Origin of the sequence: uncultured Methanobrevibacter sp. (assembly GCF_937898925.1) — an archaeon.
Lineage (GTDB): Archaea > Methanobacteriota > Methanobacteria > Methanobacteriales > Methanobacteriaceae > Methanobrevibacter.
Genome location: NZ_CALDKF010000105.1, coordinates 71,521 through 96,240, shown reverse-complemented (window position 1 = coordinate 96,240; position 24,720 = coordinate 71,521). Strand labels below are relative to the sequence as shown.

Genomic DNA, 24,720 nt, shown 5'->3' with positions numbered 1-24,720 from the left:
AGATTTTATAAATCAAATAAGCCAAGGCAAACCACTTAGCTTTTAATCTAGCTAGATTAAATCCTTAAAGTGTTAAGAATGAAATATTTGATGAATAAATCTAAAAATCTTAATAATTAAACCTGAATAATTAAAAAGATAAACCAAGAATTTTTTCAAGTTTACTTAAATTAAAATAAACTTAAAATTAATTATTTTAGAGACTTTAAACTCTCTATATTCTATAATTTATTTAAAACACTATATATAAGCTTTACTAAAAAATCTCAAATTTTATCAATTATTTTTAGCATTACCTTAATTTTAAAGCGATTTATCAAAATCAATTGAAATTAAATCCATTTAAATTAAGTTAAAATCTTATATTGGCACTAATTTTTTAAAATTTTTCTTATAAAATGCATTTTATTATTTTCAAAATAAATTGAAAAAAAATCCATTCTACTTTATACAAACAAATATCATATTGAAAAAAATAAATAAGGTAAAATCTATTAGGATATAAAATCCTATAGATTAAAAACCTTATTTATATATTCCCGTTTACACCAAACTTATTTTGCTGGAATGATGATAGATCTTTCACCTGCAGGTTCGAATTCTCTTAAAGCACCTTTAGCAAATTCTGCTCTGACTTTAGTGAAGTCGAATGGCAAGTTTTTGTCAGCGAATGCAATCTTAATGAGAGGGTTGACTGCAAATGCGTCTCCACGAGCACTGTGAGGTGCTTGTGCGATACCTGCATATTCACCTTGGTGACCTACGTTCATTGCATAGTTAGGGTAGTTAGGACCTCTTAATTCAAGTGGTAAACCTTCGTCGTTTCTGATAGCGAATACGTTAGCTGCACCACATTGATCTTGTAAGTCGTAACCGTAGAAACCTAATCTGGAATGTTGTTCTTTGTGTAAGTATTGTGCTAAGTACCATGCAGATAAACCGGTTTGTGCGTTTCCAGTTGCGAATGCAGTGGAAATACCTGCAGCTGCAGATACAACAGCAGCTCTTTGAGAACCACCGAAGTGGGTTTCAAGTAAAGCTGGGTATTCTTCGTATTGTTCTAAGGAGTAGAATGCTACTTCAGAACCTACGTCAAGAACAGTGTCCATGTTGTTAGGTGCGGAACATAAGTCTCCGTATTTGTCTTCTACGTAATCTTTACCGTAGTAAGAGAAGTCGTCTAATACGTTATCGGTGTATGCTGCGGTAGCATATTGAGTAAATCCTACACCACCAGACATGTAAGATCCTAACCAAATTTGGTCGTATAAAGCAGCACCTAAAGCTACTACTTCTAATGCGGATTCTACAGGGTCGTCGGTTACTCTGGTTGCTTGACAGATATCTGCCATAAATCCGAATGGTACACCACCGAGTTCGTTACCTGCTCTTGCTCTTCTGATTGGTAAGTAAGTACCCATACCAATTACTTCTGCGTGTTTGGATGCATATGCGAAGTCACCAGTAGCACCTTCACCTGCACATTGTCCGTATGCGGAAATCATGGACATACCAATTTGCATAGCAGACCATCTGGAAGTGGTACCACCATCACAAACTCTACCTACAACAGATGGAACTCTTACAATTTGCCAAATAGCATTTCCTACTTCAGCTTTTAAAGCTTCAGCTTGTTCTTCTGGGAACTCTTTGTTAATGTCTAATACAAATGCAGGGTCAATTTCTGCTGCTAAGTCGTCGTCTCCAGTAAATACTTTTACGTAGGAGTCGTCTACTAATAATGGGTTGGTTTCTACCATGTGTTCTTGTACTACAGCTGCACCAGGCATAGCGTGGTTTACAACTTCTAAGTAGTTGGTAATGGTTTCAGGAGTTACTTCCATACCTAATCTCTTTTCGAGTACGTTGTGAGCAGTGTTTAAACCTACGATTACAGTTTTTCTGATATCGTCCCAAGCTTGTTGGATTGCTGCGTTGTTGATAAAGTGTAAGTCGTCCCCTTCTACGAAAGTGTCAGTACCAGATAATTGGTAGGACATTAAAGCTCTTTGACCGAGTGGGTTACCAATGTCAGGGTTGTACATTGGGATTCCTCTTGCTTCAGCAATAGCTTTACCTTCGTTTACAAATTCAGTTTTTCTTTCAGATTGAGTCCAACCGCCCATATTATAGAAGGTAGTAGTTTTTTCTTCTGGAGCTTCTTTGAACTTTTTAGTCATTGCATCTAAGAATTTTTTATCAGCCATTTTAATAAACCTCCTTAATATTCTGGGTTGTAACCAAATTGAGATCTGGTGACGTGTATTTGTCTTAAGACAGTTACAGCGTCTTCATCATCTTTGTAAGCTTCACCATCACATCTGTAGATTGTGGTTTTAGCTCTTAAGGTTTCTTCATCTAATGGTTCACCTAATACTACAGGTTCATCTAATTCGTGACCAATTTGGTCTTTTACCATTTCTACGTTACCGGTTTCTTTGTTGAGTACTTGTCTTCTTAACATGTCGAACATTAAACCGTTTTCATCGAGTCTTAAAGAGTGACCGTGTACACCAGAACCTCTGATTCCAGTTCTTGCGGTATCGAAGTATTCGTTTTCTAAGATTTCTTTGGAAATTCTTTCTAAGTCTCTTTCACGAGCTTCGATAATTTGTCTACCGGATAAAGTACCGGTATCGATTCCTCTGTATCTGTATACATAGGATCTTGCTCTTAAGAATGGTTGAGCTGGAGCAAAGTACATGGAGTCTACAAATTGGATGTATCTTACTCTGTCCCCTGCTTTTGCACCGTCAATAGGTTCTACAATTTCTCTAATAATGTCATCAGGTTCATCGAGTTCGTCAAGAGGTGGGTGTACGGATTTGTATTCTTCACCTGGAGCTCTGTGACCTAATAATTTTACTACATCTTCATCAGATATTTCTCTTAAAACTTCTAACTCAACATCTGGGTTAGTGAATTTTCTTCTGTTTTCAGCTACCTGAGAAGTTCCTGGATAATATTGTGCCATAATTATGCATCTCCTAATGTTAATCTAACTTTTCTAATAATCTCATCTAATTTTTCTTGAGACACTGTTTGTCCCCTAATAACCCCTGATACTATGTTCATGATTTTACCTTCTGTTTTTACCTCTTCAGGCATGACCTTTGCGGTTTTGACACCGATTTTTGCAAAATCTTCAAAGTCTACAGGATATTCACAAATAATAACACAAGGTTTGTTAACGTTACGCAAGATTAATCTTGCCTTGTATGTAATATGATTTCTTACTCCACCTAAGTGAACCACAATAACCTTAAACTTTTGCATTTGTTCAACTTCCTTATCAGTTAAACCAAAAGCATTACCTGCACCGCCTGCAGGAGCGTCATGTGGAACACCACTACCTGCATCCAATATCATGGTACTGGTTAATAGGTTAGCTTCACGTAAACCAAAGGTGATTTCACAAACAGGTTTTGTAATGTGTCTACGACCTGGAGACATAGCAACTGCCAAAACATCACTTCCACATTCTGCGAAAGTTCCTCTTTGAGCAATTCCTCCTCCTTCACCAAGACCTCTTGTTTCCCTACAGTCTACAAGATGTGTGCATCTTCCAATCATATTATCATAAACCTATATATATTAAGATATTTTTATTCCAATGTATCCCTTTTTAGAATAGCGACATGATCTTTAAATTTAGAACGGGTATCTGCGATACCGACCAATTCATCGGGAATTTCTGTATTTTCACCATATTTCAATCCATCAGTAACAGTTCTTTGTTTTCTGATGTATTGGGATTTGCTAGTGTTGATATCATATCCAGTGTCAATATGTTCATCACATATCGCTCTGATTTCTTCAATACCAGATTCATCATATAACTCTACAAAAATTCTACCAGTCTTAACTTTCAATTCAACTTCCTCACCCTTTACCACAATGACTCTGCGATCGCCATATATACGGTCAATCTCATCTTGTGGAGGTAGTCTTGGTCCTTGAATAACAGTTCTTATAACTGAGTCTAAAGATTCGATATCATTCAATACTTTTTCAGTTGTGTCTGTTCCTAAAATTCTGTGTGGAAAAATTTCAATATCCATTATTTAACCTCAATATTTAAATCAAGCGATTTAAATAATTTTTTGTGAATTTTAAATTAGATTTTAATTAACAAAAATTAATTCGATAATTAGATGTCACCTTTAATCTCAGCAGCTGCTAAAGCAACATATTTGAGTGGTTCTCTGAATTCGTCAATCTCACTGTATACTTCTTTAATTAATCCAGAAGTTGCTTCTGGAGAGAAGAGTTGGGTACCAGCATCTAATGCCATACCTGCAGCTACACAAGGGATAGTAAATCCTTTACTGTGTCTGGTTACTACGTGGTTACCGTTGAATAAACCAGGACCTCCTCCACCATAGATAGAGTGAGAGAAGAAAGAGAATCCTACAGCTACCCCTTCAGCTCTACCGAAGTCAATACCAGGTAAACCGGTAGCGAATTCGATGTTGTCGTTGAAGTAAAGAATAGTTGATGGAATACCTTGAGCAGCTCTTGCTGCACCGACGTTAACCATAATAGCAGCAGTACATCCAGCAGCAGCATATGCGTTCCATTTAGCTGCGTCACTAGTTGCGTACATGTTGTATCCAGTTAATTCTTTTTCTACAGCGATTACACCATCTGCTTCAGCTTTAGCAATAGTGTCTTGTACGATAGAACCTACAGTTCCTTCTTTTGCGTTGTCTTGTACGAGACCTAATACCATGTTGTCAGCGTTTAAACCTTGGTAAGCTAAACCTAATAAGTGCATTCTTTCGAAAGCACCTACTGCGTCACCCATTTCAAACATAGCAGTTTGTTCGAAAATACTTGCGAGTGCAGTTGATTGTAAAGTGTTCTTTAAGGTAGCAGCTACGAAGTCGTTTGCTTTAATGTTTCTTAAGGAGTAACCTGGACCTTCTAATTTTTGTGGTACGTCTAACATGGTTTTTAAGTTAGCACCCATGTATTCTACAGATTGTGGGTATCTTCCTAAGATAGCAGCTTTTACCATGTTTGCGTCGTACATGTTTACGTCAAACTCTTTGATAATAGCTTGAGTTAATGCAGTTGCGGTAGCTAAGGTTGCTACGGAGTATTCTGCGGAAGAGTCTAATCTGATAGTTGGAATTTGGACTAAAATCCTTTTTCCACCAGAGAGTACTTCACATTTAGTATCATCGTCTTCAGTTACTTGAAGCATGTCTTTTACAGCAGCAGCAATGGAGTCAGCTTGAGCTACGATGTCAAGATCCATTTCTCTACCTAAGATTTTAGATTTTGCTCCACCGACGGAAGCAGTTTTTAAAGATTTTTCGATTCCTTCTAAGTTTACAGCTACAGTTCTTTTAACACCGCTAATAATGTTCTTAATAGCAGGGTTACGTAACGGACTTAGAGCTTCGATTGGTACATCAGCTTCGACTAATGAACCTCTGTCGTCGTATAAATCGACTTTATCATCAAACTTTGCCAATTTTTTCCCTCCTAAATAAATAGAGTTAATATACCACCCAAAATAACTAATTTTTAGTTATGTTGAGTAAGCTATCCAGCAAAATTTTTGCAATAGCCAGCTATTTGGTATACAGATATTAGTTTATTTAAAATATAATATAAACATTCGTTTAAGAATTAAATAGAAAACTTTATAAGTAATAAGATTTTTTAATTTTTTTATTATATATTAGCTCAATAGTAATACTTTTTTAAATTGATTAAAATGGAGCAAATAATATAAAATAACATACATTCAATTAAATTTAAAAAATAAATGTAATTTTTTTCTTAAATCTAAAATAGAATTGAATAAAGCGTTTTAATTGAAAATAAATAAAAAAATTAAAAATCGTGTTAAATTAAAATATTACATAAATTAGCCAAAAGTAATACTATTAGTAATACTAAAAACATTCTATTTTTTTTAAAAAATATCAAAAAATTAAACAAATGAAAAATTAATCAATACTTGAAAAAGTAGTGTAAAAAATAGTGAAAAAAATAGTGTAAAAAATAGTGAAAAAAATAGTTTAAAAAATAGTTTAAGAATATATAAAATTTATATTATTTATTGTGATTAATATATTCTCATTTTTCAATTATTTTTATTTTCAAAAATGCAATAATGAATAATAAATATAAATAATAAAAAATTTAAAAATATTAAAAATTAAAAAGCCCTTTTCATTCCAAAGAAATTGATAGCCTGAATAAGATCAATGAAAGAACCAAGCTCATGTTCAATAACGTCCTCTTCACTCATGCCACTGCTTAATTCACCATCAACACTTAAAGTGTCAGGACCATATCCAACAAGACGGCTTTTTCCATCCTGACTTAATATTCTTTCTGCATCCAATTGATGGATAAATGCTCTTCCTGGAAGAATGACTGCATCCTTAATGTCATCTAAATCCAACACTTCAAGGTCCTGTTTAGTCATCAAACATGCAATGTCCTTCTTGGTAGCTACAACATTGACATTATCTGGAGCTATTTTATTAAAAATTTTCTTCAAGAAAGGAGCTGCAATCTTAGATGTTAAAAGTGTAGCTTCGCCAGTAACTTTAGGCAATATTCCTAAAAATTCCTCATACTCATCTTTTGCTAAAATGAATGGCGCTCCAATAGTTGGATCTGATAAAGGAGTTCCTGTAACCCTCAGATTGTATTCACTGTTTATTTGCTTTACAAGCTCTTCGAATTCAAGAGGTTCATGAGGAGTTATTCCTTCAACAACAGGTTCATTTCCTAAAATCAACCCTTGGTCATAACTATTTGCAAAACGCATCATCATCAATGCCTTTGCACCCCACTCTTCCAATTTTTCACAAGTGTTTTGAAGCACTGCACCATCATTTACCCCCGGAATGATAACTGCTGCCGCATGCAAGTCAGCACCTTCAGCAAAAAGCTGAGCAGCCTTAAGAGATTCCTCTGGACTTGGATCCAACATCCATTCCTTTCTGAGTTTTGGGTCTGCAGCAAAAATAGTGTAAGTTACCTCATTCACACCTTGATTTAGGAATTGGGTAGCTATATCCCCATCATCAATCCCCTTTCCACTTGTATAACCTAAGTGAATAGGCAATTGCCATTGGTATAAACCGGCTATCAACTCTTCAAGTTGAGGATAGCAACTGACGTCTCCACCACCACTGATATTGACTTTAAGATCAGCATCTCTTACAGGATTCATCATAAGAGCCATTTGAACTTCACTAAGTACGGAAAATGGCTGTTGAAATGGTTTTCCTGCTTCTTGAACTCCTTCCAAACATCTTGGACAGCCAACTTTATTAGGTGGACAATGTTGGCATCCGAGAGCTTCTGTCAAAGGTTTCACTTTTCTAAAGTAGCAAAACTTACAAAAGCCTCTACAATCTTTTCCAGGAGTTCCACCAAGGTCTGCTATAACTTGCATAATCTTTCCTTCCGCTTATCTAAATCAATATACTGCATTATAAAATAAAAGTCTTTTTAATATTTAAGGACTTTAAGAATTCATTAGATTCTAAAAAAGTATACTATAAAATTATATTAAAAAACTAATATTAATACTTTGTTTATAGTGAGTTTAAAATAAAATAAAATAAAGTTTAAAAAAATAATTTTAAGAAAATAAATAATTTTAGAAATAGAATGAAGAAAGTTAAAAATCAAAAAACTAAAAAAAACTAAAAAAAACTAAAAAATAATTAAAAAACTAAAAAACTAAAAAAATAAAAAAGAATGGAAAAGAATTAAAAAATAGAAAATATAACTAATCCACTAAGGAACTTTCAGTTAAAAGTTCTACGAGAATGTAATCATAGAAATGAGATTTTGTAATATCTGCAATGTCTTTTAGTTTTTGGTCTCCAATGACTACATTTTCAATTTCCTCATGATATTTGTCATAATCCAATTTTACTCTAAGACCGCAGAGTTGACTTGTTACCGGAGTTGGGGAAATGACTTCCTTAATAGCTGGGACTTGAGTTTCAATCTCACTCTTGACTAAAATTGAAGGTGCAATTGGAGGGTCTTGAGCAAGCTCTTTTTTACGTTTTTCCAAAAGGTCTTCAACGGTTTCAACCAATTTTTTCAAAGCCCTTATGTTTTCCCCTCTTTTTAATCTACGTGGAATTCTGCCTAATCCTGGAACATATGCATCTACACCAGGCAATTCTTCCAAGTCAATTTCAGGTGCACCGGTGACAATCACTGGAATGTCAATGTCATTGTAAAGATAAGCCTTATCGATAATGCATTGCTTGAAGCTTCCTAATGCGAAAATAGCTATGTCATGCTCCTCAATCAATGCCTTTTCAGTTTCACTGATTCCTGCAGTTCCTTTACCATGACCACGAGCCAAACCGACCATATTGTCTTTAGCACCATAACGTCTAAGGTATTCGGAGATGTCACATGCAGCATGAGGAAGGTGATGTCTTGCAAGGGTTGGGGAAACAATAGCTATTTCAGAACCAGCCATAGGTGCAACAGAGAGCTCACCTAAAAGCTCTTTAGCCTTTTCCTTAATAATATCCACATCATCAATAGGAACTGCCATATTCAATACAAGTTCCATTTGCAATATATTGGATTGAAGAACAAAACCTCCTAAATCCTCAATTAATTCTTTCAATTCTTCGCTTTTGTGAATTCCACCAGTGAATGTTAAGGTTTCATACATATAATCATCACCTTATAAAAATCATAAATTATTATAAAATCAATTTTATTCAATAAAATATCTTATTTTAATATATTTTTTAAGTCTATTATATAATTTATTATTTTTACTTTTTAAACTGATGAAAAAATAAAATTTTAAATAAGATTTGGAAGTTCAAAATAACTTGATAATTGAATAAACTTGATTATGGAAATAATAAAAATATGAAAATTATAGAAAAAATTTGAAAAAGCAAAAATAAAATATATTATTTTTTATATCATTAGAAATATATTAAAAATTATATTATGATAATTTTTTATTAATCGAATTTTATCAAAAAGGTGTTATCATGTATGCAGAAAATAATATCTTAGTTGGAGCTAATGAAAATACAGAAGTTTATTTGTTATCCAAATTAGCTAATCGTCATGGATTAATAGCTGGTGCAACTGGTACCGGAAAAACAGTCACTTTAAAAACACTTGCAGAAGCTTTCAGTGATATGGGAGTTCCAGTATTTTTAGCAGATATGAAAGGGGATGTTTCAGGTCTTGCAAAGGTAGGTGAACCAAATGCAAAAGTAACTGAAAGAATGGAAAAGTACAGCCTTGCTGATAAGGGATTTGTCTTCAAGTCATACCCTGTAGAATTCTGGGACTTATACGGTGAGAAAGGATTGCCTATTAGAGTTACAATCTCTGAAATGGGCCCTCAATTGCTTTCAAAAATATTGAACTTGTCTGAAGCTCAAGAAGGGGTTTTGAACATCGTATTCCGTGTTGCAGATGATGAAAACCTTCTTTTGATTGATCTGAAAGATTTGAAATCAATGATTAATCATGTAAGTGATAATGCTGAACTTTATGAAAGCCAATACGGTGCAGTTGCCAAGAAATCAGCAACCACTCTACTCAGATCCATACTTACCCTTGAAGACCAAGGAGGAGACCTGTTCTTCGGAGAGCCTGCATTGGAACTCAGTGACTTCATGCAATGCAATGATGAAGGAAAAGGTATGATCAACGTATTGGATTCTGTAAAACTGTCTACAGCACCTGAATTATACTCAACATTCTTATTATGGATGATATCCGAACTTTATGAAACAATGCCTGAAGTAGGTGACTTGGACAAACCTAAATTCGTTTTCTTCTTCGATGAGGCTCACCTATTGTTTGATGACATGTCCCCTGCATTCCAGAAAAAGGTTGAGCAGATTATAAGATTGATTCGTTCAAAAGGAATCGGAGTATACTTCATTACACAAAGTCCATCCGATATTCCGGACACTGTCCTTTCACAGCTTGGTAACAGAGTGCAACATGCACTTCATGCATACACCCCAAAGGAGCAGAAGGCTGTAAAGACTGCTGCTGAAACCTTCAGGCCAAACCCTGAATTCGATACAACAGAAGTCATTTCCACTTTAGGAACTGGAGAGGCATTGGTCTCTGTTCTTGAAGAAAAAGGAGCCCCAAGTATTGTGCAACAAGTTGACATCTTGCCTCCTCAAAGTTTCATTGGAGCAATTGAAGACAATTACAGAGCAGAATTAATGAGTATCTCATCCCTTAGAGACAAATACAGAAATGCCGTTGATAGGGAATCTGCTTATGAGATGCTATTGAATAAGATTGACAACAATCCAAATGTTCAATCTGAAATTCCTCAAGATGCACCTATTAGAGAAATTCCTAATCAAGCAGAACAGGCTCCAGCACAACAAGCCCCGGCCCAACAGGCACCTGCTGAGCAGCAAGCTCCAGCACAACAAGCACCAGAGCAACCTAAACAAAAAGGATTGCTTGAAGATGTTATTGGCATAGCTGTTGGAACAGCAGTGGATCAAATGACAAAACAAACCACTAAATCCAAGAGAAAGACTACAAGAAAGACAACTGTTGAAAAGGCAACTACAACTGTTGTAAACACTGCTGCAAGGGAAGTAACAAAAGGAATTATTAGAGGATTATTTGGAAATATGAAATAATTTTCAATTATTTCTCTTTTTTATTTTTAATTAAAATTTTCAATTAAAATTTTTATTTTTTACTTATTACATATTTTTTTACATTTAAATTTATAAAAATTAAAATAAATTTATTAAAACTTTTAAAGAATCATATTATTTTTAGATTTAAATTTGGTGACACTATGGTTGAATTAAACAGAGAAGAATTGTATCAAGACTTAGAAGAAATGGAAAATGACTTAAGACTCTACCCTATTGAAGAAGGATTGGAAGATGAAATAATTGACTACATAAATGGAAAAGAGTTAAGTGAAAACGAGAAATGGGATTTGGAAAATAGGCTTGAAGATTTCTTCTACGGTGCAAAACTCAAATGCAGAAAGCCTACATACTACTTTACAGATGGATTTGAATTTTATGTTACAGAAATCTATATAGACTTTAGAATCCTGGAACATGTTAGAAAATCATTCCCGAAATTCAATCAACTTTCAGTTTCATCTGAGATTGAACAAGGATTTTCTTGCCTTTCCGTTAAATTAACTTTATGAAAATAAAAAAATTAAATAAAGAATAGAATAAAAAATAAAGAAAAAATAGCTATTTATAATAAACATCTATTTTTTTATGAGGAACTGTTCTTCTGTATTTTACTCTAGGATAACCTATTATGAATGCAGAATACATATGCTTATCAGAGTCTATTTCTGGGAAGAACTCCATTAATCTTTCATGATCCAATTCATCTGACTTAAGAGTGAATAATGAATAGAATCCGCCAAGACCCATTGAATAAGCCAATAGCTCAAGTCTTGTATTTGCAATAAGTGCATTTGCCTGACTTTTGGAAAAGGACAAAATCATCTGTGTTCCTTCCCAAAGAAGGGGATGATTCTTATAATCTCCTTCACCTCTAAGATACTCACCAAATTGCTTTATTCTGAAGAATTCATCTTCTTCCACTTTGATTATATCATAAACCAAATGCATGAAATCATCTAACTTTTCATCAAGAACAACGAATTCAACATCCTGAGCATTTTGTGCACTTGGACTGTAATAGGCCGCTTCAAATAGCTTATCAAAAGTTTCCTTATCCACTTTTTTCTTCTTGAACCAGCGAATGCTTCTGCGCTGTTTTAGGAATTGCAATAAATCTTCAGAACTGATTGGAATTTCACGAGGATTATAATCTTCAACACGGTCTTTTTGATATTCATATGCCTTTAAGGATATGCTGCCTGTTGGACAAATAGCTAAACAATGCCCACAGTCAAAGCAATCGCCATTATCAATCTCAACCGCTTTCTTATCAATGATTTGAATATTATCCCTAATGCATACGGTTTCGCATAATTTACATCCAGTGCAAGTTTCTGTATTGATATCAAGTTTCATCTAATCACTAAATTATATTTTATATGCACAATATTAAAAACTTTATCGATTTAAGTTTTTAAAAAAAAGGATCTTATCAAAATATGATTTAAATAAACATTAAAAAAGAGAAAAAATGATTACTAAATAAAAAATTAAGATTAAAATTTAATAAATAATTAAAATAAAATAAAAAAAGTAAAAAGAATTATAATAATTCTTTTACAGCAGCTTTAACATCATCTAAACTTTCAGTTGGCTCGAATCTTCTAACAACGTTTCCTTCTCTGTCAACTAAAAATTTAGTGAAGTTCCATTTGATGTCATCATTGTCCTTATAATGTCTATCCATTACCTTAAGGACCATTTTCAATTTTCTAGCTCCTTCACCAGTGATGTCTTTGAATGGCTGTTCTTGCTTTAAGAAAGCATATAATGGCTCTTCGTTTTCACCATTTACTTCAATCTTTTCAAAGATTGGGTAAGGAACCAAATATTCACTGCGGCAAGTTGCTGCAATTTCCTCTCCAGTACCTGGAGCTTGATTACCGAATTGGTTGCATGGGAAATCTAAAATGATGAATCCTTCATCCTTGAATTCATTGAAGATCTCATTCAATTCAGTGTATTGTGGAGTGAAACCACATTTGGTAGCAGAGTTGACAATTAACAATACTTTTCCTTCATATTCGCTTAATGAAACCATGTTTCCAGAAGTGTCTTTTACCTCAAAATCATAAATTGACATAATATCACCTATTTACATTTATATTAATAATTAAGTGAACAAAAATCTGTTATATAATAAAGTATTTTTAAACAATTTAAATCTTTCTATTTTGTAAAATAAATAATTTAATAAGTTAATAATTAAATTAGTTAACAATATAAGGTTAAAATATTTAAAAAACTAAATTTATTGATTTATTCTATAAATGAAGCTAACTCTTCTTTAAATTCATCATGTTTTACTTGTTTTGTTACAAGAGTTAATGTCTTTAAAGGAGCTTTGCCCACATATTTTTCCATTTCTGCAATAGCACCTTCAAAACCGCTTCCTCCTGCAGTTACAAAGAATTTGACATCATTGAATTTTCCTTCATTTTGCTTGATGTAGGAAATCATAGGGTTTGCAGCTTTTCCAGCCCATACAGGAACTCCTAAATAGACCAAATCATAGTTTGACACGTCAAATTCCAAAGGTTCCAAGTCAATGATCTTTTCAGATATTGCATCCTTTCCACCACGTGCAAAACCAATTTTACCATCATATTTCACTTTAGAAACGATTTCTTCAATATCTGCACCAGTTTCGGATGCAATAGCTTCTGCTAATTTTTTTGTAACTTCTGTTCTTGAATAATAAGCAACTAAAATACTCATAATTTCACCATAATTGTCTTTTTATTAATTTTCTAATACTAATATAAAAGTCATATAATAAAAGTGTTTAGTTTCCTAAGTTAATGAATAATTAGAATAATTTATTAATTTCAAAAATAGAAATAAAAGTAAGAAATAAATTGATTATATAAAATTTTTAGGAGAATGAAAAATGTTATTTATTTACTACCCAAGATGCAGCACATGCCAAAAGGCTAAGAAATGGTTAGATGAAAATGGATTCGAATATGATGAACAGCATATTGTTGAGGACAATCCAGATTACGATCAATTGAAGGCATTATATGAGAAAAGCGGACTACCTCTCAAGAGGTTCTTCAACACAAGCGGTAAAATTTACAGAGAGATGCAATTAAAAGACAAGTTGCCTGAAATGAGTGAAGAAGAACAATTGAAGATTTTATCTACTGAAGGCATGCTTGTAAAACGTCCAATAATTGAGACTGAAGATATAGTGCTTACTGGTTTTAGACAAAAAGAGTGGGAAGAGAAATTAAAATAAATTAATTTTCTCTACTTTTTTATTTTTAATACTTTCAAAAAAAAAAAAATTAATTAATTAATTACTATTTTTAGAATTCATAAATTATTTTCTTTTTTAAATTTTTCAATCCCTATTTTTAATGCATTTAAACCTTCAAGCAATAAGTCTTTTGGACATGCAATATTCATTCTCAAGAAATTATCTCCATTTTGTCCAAATTGGATTCCTGGAGATAAGAATAAACTTACATTTTCTCTTAAAAACTCAGATAAAGAAGTGGAAAATTCACAACCTTCAAAATTTTCTCCCCTTAGCTTACTGCAATCCAGCCATAAAAGGTATGTTGCATTTGCCGGAACCAATTTTATTTCAGGAATTTCACTTTTTAGGAACTCATCAACAATCATTTTATTTTCAAATAGGACTTCTCTCAATTCATTTAACCAATCTTCACTTTTGTATGCTGCAATTGTGGCATCAATTGAAAAAATGTTAGGGTGATTGAAGCAATCAACTGACAATTGCTTTTCTAAAACTTCATAAAGTTCCTTGTTACGAGTGAAGACTGCAGAACTTTGAAGACCTGCAATGTTAAAGGTCTTGCTTGGGGAAATGCATGTAATGCTGTTATTTGATAACTCATGATCTAAAGATGCAAACGGAACATATTTCAAATCAGGATCAGTCAAATCACAATGAATTTCATCAGATACAACAATGACATCATATTTGTTTGCTAAAACAGCTATCTTTTCAAGGGTTTTCTCATCCCATATTCTTCCGATTGGATTATGAGGATTGCATAAAATCATCAATTTAGTCTTTGGATTTTTGAATTTCTCTTCCAAATCATCAAAATCAATGGAGTATGCAGTTTCCACATCATTGGAGTTAGGATCATAAATCAACTGATTTTCAACAACATTCCTCTCATTATCTTCAATCACATAAAAGAAGACATGGTAAACTGGTGTTTGGATTAATACATTATCTCCAACATCAGTGAATGCACGAATGATGCTTGTAATTGAAGGCATGACCCCTGTTGCAAACAACAATTCATCCCTTTTCATATCAAGGCCATATTTTTTCCACCAATTGACATAGGAATCAAAAATCTCATCATTGACAAATGAATATGCATAAACTCCATGCTTTGCTTTTCTATTCACTGATTCATAAATGAGGGGGGCAGCATAAAAGTCCATATCTGCAACCCACATAGGATACTCATCATCAAACAAATCCCATTTAAGTGAATTGGTGTGTTTTCTATCAATTATTGAATCAAAATTGTATTTCATATTGCATCATCCGTTTAAGAATCGAAATCAGATTTATTAGCAAACTTTATAAAAAAATGTTTAAAATTTAATTAATATGTTTCATAATGGATTCTGGATTCATCAAATTTATCCATGAACTTGTTTTCCCAACCTTCAGCAGGATATCCAAGAGTTATTATGCAGAATGGCTTTAGGTTGTCATCTTTAGGCAAACCTACAATCTCACCAATGGCATTCATTCTTTCCTCTTCAGGTGCCACACCATTCCATAATCCTCCTAAGCCAAGATTGACAGCTTCAAGAAGCATGTTCTCTGCTGCTGCACTCATATCCTGTTGCCATACCAATTTATAAAAGGACCTTTCAATGTTTGCAATCAAAAGAATAGCTACTGGAGCATTTGTTACACGAGGTTTGATTTCTCCAATTTTAGCAAGAGTTTCCTTGTTTTTGATTATCAAGAATTCCCAAGGTTCAGCGCCTAACCTGCTTCCAGGAGCTTGCATACCTGCCTTTAGAATCTTTTCTATTTTTTCATCTTCAACTTCCTTGGAATCATATTCCCTTATACTACGTCTTGTATTGATAATCTCTTCAAAATCAGCCATTTTATCACTTGAAAAATTTATAAAATTTAAAATATTATTAATTAAGATTAATTCATCATTATTTAAATAATTAATTAAAAAATTGAAATGAAAAAAATCCTTGCAGTGAAGATATGGGCCCTATAAAAAATAAAGAATAATTTATATATACCTTGATAAATAGAATATTAAACAATTAAATGTAAAATGAGGTGAAAAAATGGAATCAAATAAGATTTTAGCTATTATTTCAATAATTATTGGTTTAATATTTATCATATTCCCAATATTCAGTGCTAATTTAATATCCATCCTTATTGGTGCAGCTGTATTGATATTTGGTATAGGATTAGCTTACACTGGAATCATTTCAAAAGATATTTCACCAGCTATTTCAACTGTTTCAGCAATATTCGGTATTGTGATGATCATTTTAGGATTGGCATTCATCTTTGGAACAAATGCAATTTCATTCTTAGTTGGATTACAGTTCTATATTGTTGGATTCATGCTTATCATAGCTTCCGTAATCGGATTGCTTGGAGGAGCTGAAATCAATAAAACTGGATCATTAGTTGGTTTAGTATTAGGAATTGTTATCTTGTTCATTGCTGTATTTGCAGCAAACAATCCAATATTAATCACCATCATCTTAGGTATTGCATTAATAGCACATGGAATCGTTGGATATTTGCATGCAGATGAGTACTAAACTTGTATTCATCATTTTTTTTCTTTTTTAATTTTGACTTTTTAATATCAGAACTCTTTTCTTAAATTTAATCCAGTGAAAAATTATCGAGTAAAAAAAGTCATGAGAAAGACAATAGTTTGAATAAATACAAACAATAGTTGCTGAAATTAAAGAAAAAATAGATTTGTAAAAATTAAAAAAACTTTTGAAAAAAATAAAAAAATAGATAAAAAATAAAAAAGAGAAAAAGAATAAAATTATTCTTTTGCTTCAATAACTGTTTTTCCACCCATATAAGGTACCAAGACCTCAGGGACTTTAATGCTACCATCAGCTTGTTGGTAGTTTTCTAAAATACAGCAAATGGTTCTTTCAGTTGCAATAGCTGTACTGTTTAAGGTGTGCAATATTTGTGCATCTCCGGAACCTGCTCTACCGTACCTTGTTTTGGTTTTTCTTGCTTGATAATCCTTACAGTTGGTACAGCTTACCAATTCCCTGAATGCACCGGAACCTGGGAACCAAGCTTCAAGGTCATATTTGATTGCCGCATTGTCATTTAAAGCTGAGGATACAATAGCTATGATTTGATATGGAAGACCTAATTTTTGATAGATTCTTTCAGTTACTTCCATTAAATGATCATGTTGGTTTCTTGAATCTTCAGGTGTAGAGTAAATGAACTGTTCAATCTTTTCGAATTGGTGAACTCTAAAGATTCCTAAAGTGTCTTTTCCATGAGAACCTGCCTCTTTTCTAAAACAGGTTGAAAGTGCACAGTATCTGAGTGGCAAGTCTTCAGGATTGATGATTTCATTTCTGTGAAGCGCTGCTAAAGTCTGTTCAGCAGTTGCAATCAAGTACATATCCTCATTTTCAACCTTGTATAATGTTTCTTCAAACTCACCAAGTTCAGAGGTTTCTGCTGCAACTTCCCCTTTTACAAAGAAAGGAGTTTGCATAGGAATGTAACCTTCAGCTTCAAGCTCTGAAAGTGCAAATTGAATCAATGCCAAGTTCAAGTGTAAAATGTCTCTTTTCAAGTAGTAGAACCTTGCGCCTGAAACGCTTGCTGCAGTTTCAAGGTCTGCTCCATCAATCTTATTGATCAAGTCTACATGATTCAACAATTCAAAGTCATGCTCTGGGATTTCACCATAGGTTCTTACAACTACATTGTCATCTTCAGTATCGGAAACTGGAACATCTTCGTCAATGATGTTTCCTACTTTATATCTATAATCATCTCTTAATTGAAGGTATTCTGCATTTTTAGCGCTTAACTCTTTAATTTCATTAGCGACTTCCTTGGATTTTGCAATGACTTCTTCAATATTGCCTTCCTGTTTAGCTTTTTTAAATGATTTGGATAACTTGTTTTTCTCTGCTCTTAAAGAGTTTAATCTTCTTTCACCTTCTCTCCATAAGGTGTCATATTCAATAACTTTCTCTGCATTTTCTGTGCTTCTGAATCTTTTCTTTTCAGAGTCAAATATCAATTCAGGATCTTCTCTGAATAATTTTATGTCTAACAATTTTTATTCTCCTTTAAAATGAATAACGAATTAAGTAATTATGATTTCAGCAATCTATAAAAAATCTATAAAATTTTGATTATTAAATAATATATTTTTCTTATTTAATAATTATTTGGATTAAAAAAGTACATTTTAAGAATATTCAAGAAATAATTGGCTGATTCCTAACAACTATCTTTTCTTTTTTGAAGATTGCCTTATCTTTTCATGATAGAAATAATTGATTATGATTGGATTTTCATTAGGGCTTTTTATAAAGGGTTCTTCATCAATTATATACATAAAATCATTTTCCCTTGCATAAGCACTGATTTCATCATCCAATTCTCTCCAATAAGACATGTCCTTATAAGTATAAATCTCTTTATAGAGAGGCACCAATTCAGGATATTTTAAATCAATATAGTCAAAAATAGTCTTTTTATATCCTCCCCTTAAATTAAGATTTTCAAGCCAAATATAATCACAAAAATCACTGATTTCTTCAATAATTTCAATAGGTTCTGTTATTTCAGGAAAAATAGGAGATATGAAACAAGTTGTTCTTATTCCCTCCTTGTGAAACCTCTTCATTGCTTTAATCCTATCCTTGATTGATGGCGCATCATCCATATCCTCTTTAAAATCTTCATCGAGGGTATTGATGGACCAGGAAACCAAAGGATCATTGAATGTTTTTATCAAATCCAAATCTCTGCACACCAAGTCTGATTTTGTGGTGATGATAAGATTTATATCTGTTCCTTTCAGTTCCTCCAACAATTGGCGAGTTCTGCAGAATTCCTCCTCACATTGATTGTATCCATCAGTTACTGAACCAACAATAACAGTTTCTCCAGAATACTTTTGAGGATTTTTTATAGGTTTCCAATACTTTACATCAATGAAAGTTCCCCATTTCTCCTTATGACCAGTGAACCTTTTCATAAAATCAGCATAGCAATACTTGCAGGCATGTGGACAGCCAACATATGGATTTGCAGTATACCCTGCGATGGGAAGATTTGATTTGGATAATATTGATTTAACTTCCTTTTCCTGAACAATCATTTTTACACCATTATAAAAAAATCATTGAGACATTGCTTCAATTAATGCAGCATATCTTGATTTCGCTTTCAATATCGGGTCTTTTGAAATATTATTATGGCTTAATATCTTAATTACTTTAAAATCATTAGATTCGAGGTTTTCCCTTTTTAGAACTTCTTCCCCTAAATAATCAGGATAAACCAAATAATCAAAATCCATTCCTAAGCCATTAGCCTTATCTTCATCATTTCCATTTTTATCATATGTGAAATCAATCACATCTGCTCCAATATCTAAAACTATGTCCTTTAGGAATTCAGAATAGACTTTCACTTTTTTATCTTTGTTGGATTTTCTTATTTCATTAAACTCATTTTCATCCAAAAGGGCATATCGATCATCATCTTTATAATCATTGAAAGTAGCTTCTATCTCTTCATCCCCAATAGCTTTTTCAATCAAATTCCTTTCAAAAAGAGCCTTAGACACTGTTTTAATGCTTTCCTTAATTTGACCAAATGTATTAATCTTTATGGCTAATGAATCCATTTTAACTTTGCTTTCAGAAAGCAAAATGGCAAAATCCCCTTCTTCCTCATCAGGAAATTTATTTACTTTGAATTCATTAAGTCCTGCCCATTCCACTATTTGCTTACACATTGGAGTTGTAACAACAATCATAATATTCCTCATAATAATATTCTTAAAAAATATTCTTAAAAGAATAAACTCAAAATAATATTACTTATTAAGTATTATATATTACTAAATATAAAAGTTATACATAGAAGAAAATCATATTTACTATATTTTAGAGTACATTAGAGGCTAAAAAGTGAAAGTGAGTTTAAGTTTTGAAAAAGGTTCCTCAAAAGACCTTTCCATAATGGTTGATGCATTAAGGGCAAGCACTACAATTACAGTTGCTCTCGATAAATTCAAGGAAATTTATCCGGTATATACACCAGAAGAAGCGATGAAAATAGCTAAAAGGAAGGATGCTGTCTTGGCAGGTGAGAGAACAGGCAGAACAATTGAAGGGTTTGAACTTGGAAACTCCCCAGGTGAAATGAAGGAATACGACGGGGAAAAGGAATCTCTAGTTCTTACAACAACCAATGGAGTGAGAACTTTAGAAAATATGGAATCTGAAATCATTTTAATTGGATCATTCATCAATGCAAAAGCTTGTGCAAAGGCAGCATGCAAGCTTGCAACTGAACACATTGAAATCGTTATGGGAGGATTCGAAAGAACCTTTGCAATAGAGGACTTTTTAGCTGCTGGAGAAATATTATTCTGGATTCAAAAGGAATTGGATGAACAGGACAAGCTAAATATCGATGACATAGATTATTTCAAAGAGGAAACCGGCATAACAGAATATGCGCTTTCAGCAATTATGGCAAGCAGAGATAAGGAAAAAGTTGAAAAGGTTTCCATCAAGTCAAAATCAGGACGTCGTCTTGCATATTTAGGATATGAGGATGATGTCAATCTATGCGTTAAAGAGAATATCAGCGAGAATGTTGGAATCTATAAGGATGGAAGAATCACATTGTACAATGAATAGATTGCAATCGGACTGTCAAAAAGTTTATAAGTGTAATTGATATAATTAATATAAGAATTAAATATTAATATTAAAAATACATACAAAAGAAAAAACATTTTAAGAAGGATATCTAATGATAAGAGAATGTTTAAAAATCATTGGAACTGCACATGTGTCTCAAAATAGTGCCGATGAGGTAAGGGCAGCTATTTTGGAAGACCAACCTGATGTAGTGGCTATTGAATTGGATAGAGGACGATACCAAAGATTAATGAATGAGAGAAACGGTATCGTCGAAGATGACTCAATTCATATTACTAAAATCATTAAGGAAAACAAGGTAGGGGTTTTCCTAGTTACAACAATTCTTTCCTATATGCAAAATAAAATCGGTGAAGATGTAGACATCAAGCCAGGTTCTGAAATGGTTGCTGCAATTGAAGCATCAGAAGAGATTGGCTGCAGAATCGCATTGATTGACAGAGACATTAATGTCACATTGCAAAGGGTATTGAACAATATGACCACTTGGGAGAAGCTTAAGTTCATATATGGAATTGTTGGTTCAGTGTTCTCATCAGATGAAGAGGAATTGAACATTGAAGAGCTTAAAGAGCAATCCAACATTGATCAAGCTATGGAATACTTCAAGGAAATCTCACCTGGAGCATACACCGCACTTGTTAAGGAAAGGGATGCATACCTTGCAAAAGGAATATTAGGCATTCCAGAAGATAAGGTAATAGCTGTTGTAGGTGCAGGCCATAGGGAAGGAATAATCGAATATCTTGACAATCCTGAAACACTTCCAAGCTACAGAGAGCTAAATGATATGGATAAGAAAGGGGGAATTCCTTGGCTAAAAATCATTTTGGCTTTAATCCCTATTTCATTTGTTGTGATATTTTTTCTTGCTTGGATGAATGGAATCCATATAGAGGGGGATATTGTACAATTTGTTGCAATCAGTATGATAATGGGTTTTATAGGTTCAATTGTATCTGGATCTAAAATCCAATCTGCAATCATTGGAGGATTGGTTGCTCCACTTACCATAATTCACCCATTGCTTGCTGCAGGATGGTTTTCAGGACTTGCAGAAGCTAAATTCAGAAGGGTGAGAAAACAAGACATTAACAATTTAGGAAAAATTGAAAGCTTTAGAGACTTATGGAATAACAACATCGTTAGAATCCTACTTGTAGTTGTTGGAACAAACCTTGGAGTGAGCATTGCAACTCTAATAATCTTGCCATCACAAGTGTTTATTCCACTTTTCATGAAGATTTTTGGAGGTTAAATATTATGTACTTGATATTCAGATGCGACTGTGGAAGAGTGCTATATGCTAAAAAAGGAGTTGCTACAAGAAAATGCACTTGTGGAAAAACCATAAAAGTGAAAAGTCGCAGAATCCTTCAAAGAGTTGAAACTGCAGAAGATGCAACATATGCTGTTCAAAAGATGCAAGAGGAAATCTATGGAGGATCAATGTTCAGCACTGCAGAGGAATTTAAACAGAATAAGTTCCTCAATCAAATAGATAGAAAAATGAAAGAATTATAATCAAATTTTTTCCACATAATAATTTAATAATCATTAAAATATTACCAAAATTATGTAAAATATAGCAAAATTATTAAAAAATTATAAAAATAATGCAATTCAAATGCTAAAAAAACATTAAATTTATAAATAGAATTAATAAATATCATTATTGCTTATAAAAAAACTTTATATAAATATAGATAAAATACAATATAAAGAAATATTTATTTTTAATTAAAAATTTTAAATTATAAATTGTTTAAGGACTTAATGGAAATGGACTCGATAATTATAGGAATTGAAATTTTAGTAATAATAATTTTAATTGTGCTTAATGGACTTTTCTCCCTTGCAGAAATTGCTGTTGTATCCACTAGAAGAATCAGGATGCAAAAAATCGCAGATGAAGGGAATAAAAGAGCATTACTTGTTTTAGACTTTATGGATAATGTCAGTGACTTCTTATCCACTGTACAAATTGGTATAACATTTACTGCAATTATCACAGGGGCAATTGGTGGAACTACTTTTTCTGAACCTATGGGTAATTTTTTAAGCCCATACATTCCTTACAGTTACCAATTAAGCTTCATATTTGTTATTCTTGTAACTACATACTTCACAATCCTGATTGGTGAAATTGTACCTAAAAGAATGGCATTGAATGACCCTGAAGGATATTCATTGCAAACTGCAAAATTCATGCAAGTAAGTTCATGGGTCTGCAAGCCAGTTGTCAGATTGCTTGACAGTTCAACCAACCTTGCACTTAGAATTGTTGGCTCCAAGCCAAAAGAGGATGTTGTAACCGAAGAGGAAGTCAAATTACTTATTGAAGAAGGTATTGAAGACGGAACCATTGCTGAAGAGGAAGAAGACATCATCAAAAGGGTGTTCCGTTTAGATGACCAAAAAGTAGATATGATAATGACTCCAAGAAGTGAAATCATCTGGATAGATTTGGAAGATGACATGGAAGAAAACAAGGAAAGAATCATTAACAGTAAAAGATCCATCTTCCCTGTAGCTGAAGGAGAGTTGGATGATTTCATCGGCGTAGTTCAAGCTAAAGACCTATTAAGTGAAATCTTCTCAGGTAAAGAAATAAATATTAAAGAAACCATCAAATCTCCATTGGTTGTTCCTGAAAACATGCTTGCAATGGACTTGCTTCAAGAGTTCAAGGAAAACAGGGAATATGTCCATATGGTACTTGTTGTAGATGAATTCGGAAGTGTTGTAGGATTGATTACCTTGAACGACCTTCTTGAAGGAATCGTAGGAGACATTCCTGGTATCGATGAGGAAGATGATCCTAAAGCACTTGAAAGAAAAGACAATTCATGGTTAATTGATGGTAGATTCTCTATTGAAGACTTTAAAGACTTATTTGAAATTGAAAAGGAAATGCCTAACGAAGTGGAAGACGGATACACAACTATTGCAGGATTCATCCTTTCACATGCAGGAAAAATCCCAGATACTGGTGAAATATTCCATGAAGGCAAATTTACCTTTGAGATAGTGGATATGGATGCAAACCATATTGATAAGATCTTAGTAACAGTCAACGAAGAAGATGCAAATAGATTAGACCTTGAAAGCAAAGAGGATTAGGAGAATAACTGATGGAATTATTAATTCAAATTATCTTACTTATTATAGGATTTGTACTTTTAATAAAAGGTGCAGATGTATTCGTAGATGGTGCAAGTAACGTTGCATATAACTTAAAGATACCTACCATCATTGTAGGTTTGACAATCGTGGCATTTGGTACAAGTGCTCCCGAAGCTGCAGTTTCAATTACTTCAGCATTTGCTGGAACCAATGCAATATCCTTAGGTAACGTTGTAGGTAGTAATATCTTCAATATTTTAGCAGTGGTAGGGATTTCCGCATTGCTTGGAACCTTGACTGTGGATAAAATTCTAATTAAAAGGGATTTCCCATTTTTAGTAATTTCCACAATTGGTTTACTTGTAATAGCTGTCATATTTGGACAAATAAGCAGACTCTGCGGTATAATCTTCTTGATTATCATTATCGCTTATGTTTACCGTCTTGTACAGGAAGCAAGAAAAGATAAGGAAGCTATGTCAGAAGAGATAGAAGTGAAACTTTCAATGCCAAAAGCATTCATTTACATTATCATAGGTATTGCAGGTATCATTATCGGTTCTGATTTGGTTGTAGATGGTGCAAGTTTCATTGCTAGTGCATTCGGATTAAGCGATGTGCTTATTGGTCTTACCATTGTTGCAATAGGAACTTCCTTGCCTGAACTTGTTACATCTGTAACTGCACTTAAAAAAGGGGACAATGGTATTGTAATCGGTAACGTGCTCGGATCAAGCATCTTTAATATCTTATTCATTTTAGGTGTAAGCAGTGCAATCATGCCATTACCCATTGCACCGGAAATGGTAACTGATATTGCTTTAATGACAGTGATTACAATAATCGGTGCAATATTCGCTTATAGTCAAAATGAAGTGGATAAAAAAGAAGGTGCAATATTAGTTGCCTTATTCATACTCTATATGGCGTTTGTCATTATAAGAAATTAATTTTT

Annotated in this window: 24 protein-coding genes; 9 read left to right on the top strand and 15 right to left on the bottom strand. The window is 33.1% G+C overall.

Annotated features, from left to right (window positions below):
• Positions 1-554 precede the first annotated feature (554 nt).
• The 7 genes from mcrA to Q0409_RS08685 form a co-directional block, all read right to left on the bottom strand.
• A complete protein-coding gene (gene mcrA / locus Q0409_RS08715) occupies positions 555-2,207 on the bottom strand; it encodes a coenzyme-B sulfoethylthiotransferase subunit alpha (protein ID WP_298537154.1) in 1,653 nt (550 codons plus the stop codon).
• Positions 2,208-2,221: 14 nt separating this feature from the next.
• Positions 2,222-2,974, bottom strand: coding sequence for a coenzyme-B sulfoethylthiotransferase subunit gamma (mcrG, locus tag Q0409_RS08710; RefSeq protein WP_295605505.1), 753 nt, complete (start codon positions 2,972-2,974; stop codon positions 2,222-2,224).
• 2 nt (positions 2,975-2,976) lie between these two features.
• Entirely contained in the window at positions 2,977-3,573 is a 597-nt protein-coding gene (gene mcrC, locus Q0409_RS08705; RefSeq protein WP_292777442.1) for a methyl-coenzyme M reductase I operon protein C, read from the bottom strand.
• Between the two features lie 32 nt (positions 3,574-3,605).
• Positions 3,606-4,061, bottom strand: coding sequence for a methyl-coenzyme M reductase operon protein D (mcrD, locus tag Q0409_RS08700; protein WP_298537151.1), 456 nt, complete (start codon positions 4,059-4,061; stop codon positions 3,606-3,608).
• Between the two features lie 89 nt (positions 4,062-4,150).
• Complete coding sequence (mcrB, locus tag Q0409_RS08695) at positions 4,151-5,482, bottom strand: coenzyme-B sulfoethylthiotransferase subunit beta (RefSeq protein WP_298537148.1); 1,332 nt, start codon at positions 5,480-5,482, stop codon at positions 4,151-4,153.
• Positions 5,483-6,175: 693 nt separating this feature from the next.
• The gene (mmp10, locus tag Q0409_RS08690) at positions 6,176-7,429 is read right to left on the bottom strand and encodes a methyl coenzyme M reductase-arginine methyltransferase Mmp10 (RefSeq protein ID WP_298537145.1); all 1,254 of its coding nucleotides are present in this window, start codon (positions 7,427-7,429) and stop codon (positions 6,176-6,178) included.
• 339 nt (positions 7,430-7,768) lie between these two features.
• Positions 7,769-8,683: a methanogenesis marker 7 protein gene (locus tag Q0409_RS08685; protein WP_298537143.1), complete on the bottom strand. Its 915-nt coding sequence runs from the start codon at positions 8,681-8,683 to the stop codon at positions 7,769-7,771.
• A gap of 334 nt (positions 8,684-9,017) precedes the next feature.
• Here Q0409_RS08685 and Q0409_RS08680 point away from each other — a divergent pair, with 334 nt between their 5' ends.
• Both Q0409_RS08680 and Q0409_RS08675 read left to right on the top strand, forming a co-directional pair.
• Positions 9,018-10,658 (top strand): helicase HerA-like domain-containing protein, encoded by a 1,641-nt coding sequence (locus tag Q0409_RS08680; RefSeq protein WP_298537140.1) that lies wholly within the window; start codon positions 9,018-9,020, stop codon positions 10,656-10,658.
• Positions 10,659-10,822: 164 nt separating this feature from the next.
• Positions 10,823-11,191 (top strand): hypothetical protein, encoded by a 369-nt coding sequence (locus tag Q0409_RS08675; protein ID WP_298537138.1) that lies wholly within the window; start codon positions 10,823-10,825, stop codon positions 11,189-11,191.
• 49 nt (positions 11,192-11,240) lie between these two features.
• Here the strand turns inward: Q0409_RS08675 and Q0409_RS08670 are convergent, their stop codons facing one another.
• The 3 genes from Q0409_RS08670 to Q0409_RS08660 all read right to left on the bottom strand — a co-directional run bounded on the left by Q0409_RS08670 (position 11,241) and on the right by Q0409_RS08660 (position 13,400).
• Entirely contained in the window at positions 11,241-12,038 is a 798-nt protein-coding gene (locus Q0409_RS08670) for a nitroreductase family protein (RefSeq protein WP_298537135.1), read from the bottom strand.
• Positions 12,039-12,225: 187 nt separating this feature from the next.
• Positions 12,226-12,765 carry a glutathione peroxidase gene (locus Q0409_RS08665; protein WP_292788242.1) on the bottom strand — a complete coding sequence of 180 codons (540 nt, stop codon included), beginning with the start codon at positions 12,763-12,765 and terminating at the stop codon, positions 12,226-12,228.
• Positions 12,766-12,941: 176 nt separating this feature from the next.
• Positions 12,942-13,400, bottom strand: coding sequence for a flavodoxin (locus Q0409_RS08660; protein WP_298537132.1), 459 nt, complete (start codon positions 13,398-13,400; stop codon positions 12,942-12,944).
• 172 nt (positions 13,401-13,572) lie between these two features.
• Here Q0409_RS08660 and Q0409_RS08655 point away from each other — a divergent pair, with 172 nt between their 5' ends.
• Positions 13,573-13,923 (top strand): arsenate reductase family protein, encoded by a 351-nt coding sequence (locus Q0409_RS08655; protein WP_298537129.1) that lies wholly within the window; start codon positions 13,573-13,575, stop codon positions 13,921-13,923.
• Positions 13,924-14,000: 77 nt separating this feature from the next.
• On the opposite strand, the gene Q0409_RS08650 is transcribed toward Q0409_RS08655, so the two are convergent.
• Positions 14,001-15,209 (bottom strand): MalY/PatB family protein, encoded by a 1,209-nt coding sequence (locus tag Q0409_RS08650; protein ID WP_298537126.1) that lies wholly within the window; start codon positions 15,207-15,209, stop codon positions 14,001-14,003.
• A gap of 71 nt (positions 15,210-15,280) precedes the next feature.
• Positions 15,281-15,799 (bottom strand): nitroreductase family protein, encoded by a 519-nt coding sequence (locus Q0409_RS08645; RefSeq protein WP_298537123.1) that lies wholly within the window; start codon positions 15,797-15,799, stop codon positions 15,281-15,283.
• A gap of 199 nt (positions 15,800-15,998) precedes the next feature.
• On the opposite strand from Q0409_RS08645, the gene Q0409_RS08640 reads away from it, so the two are divergent.
• On the top strand, positions 15,999-16,490 hold the full coding sequence (locus tag Q0409_RS08640) for a DUF308 domain-containing protein (protein ID WP_298537120.1): 492 nt from the start codon (positions 15,999-16,001) through the stop codon (positions 16,488-16,490).
• 239 nt (positions 16,491-16,729) lie between these two features.
• On the opposite strand, the gene serS is transcribed toward Q0409_RS08640, so the two are convergent.
• From serS to Q0409_RS08625, 3 genes are all read right to left on the bottom strand, one after another.
• Positions 16,730-18,007, bottom strand: coding sequence for a serine--tRNA ligase (serS, locus tag Q0409_RS08635; RefSeq protein ID WP_298537118.1), 1,278 nt, complete (start codon positions 18,005-18,007; stop codon positions 16,730-16,732).
• 174 nt (positions 18,008-18,181) lie between these two features.
• Positions 18,182-19,060: a radical SAM mobile pair protein B gene (locus tag Q0409_RS08630; RefSeq protein ID WP_298537115.1), complete on the bottom strand. Its 879-nt coding sequence runs from the start codon at positions 19,058-19,060 to the stop codon at positions 18,182-18,184.
• A gap of 21 nt (positions 19,061-19,081) precedes the next feature.
• The gene (locus tag Q0409_RS08625; protein WP_298537112.1) at positions 19,082-19,723 is read right to left on the bottom strand and encodes a hypothetical protein; all 642 of its coding nucleotides are present in this window, start codon (positions 19,721-19,723) and stop codon (positions 19,082-19,084) included.
• 154 nt (positions 19,724-19,877) lie between these two features.
• On the opposite strand from Q0409_RS08625, the gene comB reads away from it, so the two are divergent.
• The 5 genes from comB to Q0409_RS08600 all read left to right on the top strand — a co-directional run bounded on the left by comB (position 19,878) and on the right by Q0409_RS08600 (position 24,715).
• Positions 19,878-20,615, top strand: a complete 738-nt coding sequence (gene comB, locus Q0409_RS08620; protein WP_298537109.1) for a 2-phosphosulfolactate phosphatase — start codon at positions 19,878-19,880, stop codon at positions 20,613-20,615.
• 115 nt (positions 20,616-20,730) lie between these two features.
• A complete protein-coding gene (locus Q0409_RS08615; protein ID WP_298537107.1) occupies positions 20,731-21,897 on the top strand; it encodes a TraB/GumN family protein in 1,167 nt (388 codons plus the stop codon).
• 5 nt (positions 21,898-21,902) lie between these two features.
• A complete protein-coding gene (locus tag Q0409_RS08610; protein WP_295606035.1) occupies positions 21,903-22,163 on the top strand; it encodes a DUF1922 domain-containing protein in 261 nt (86 codons plus the stop codon).
• A gap of 258 nt (positions 22,164-22,421) precedes the next feature.
• Complete coding sequence (locus Q0409_RS08605; RefSeq protein WP_366940111.1) at positions 22,422-23,762, top strand: hemolysin family protein; 1,341 nt, start codon at positions 22,422-22,424, stop codon at positions 23,760-23,762.
• A gap of 11 nt (positions 23,763-23,773) precedes the next feature.
• On the top strand, positions 23,774-24,715 hold the full coding sequence (locus tag Q0409_RS08600; protein ID WP_298537101.1) for a calcium/sodium antiporter: 942 nt from the start codon (positions 23,774-23,776) through the stop codon (positions 24,713-24,715).
• Positions 24,716-24,720 lie beyond the last annotated feature (5 nt).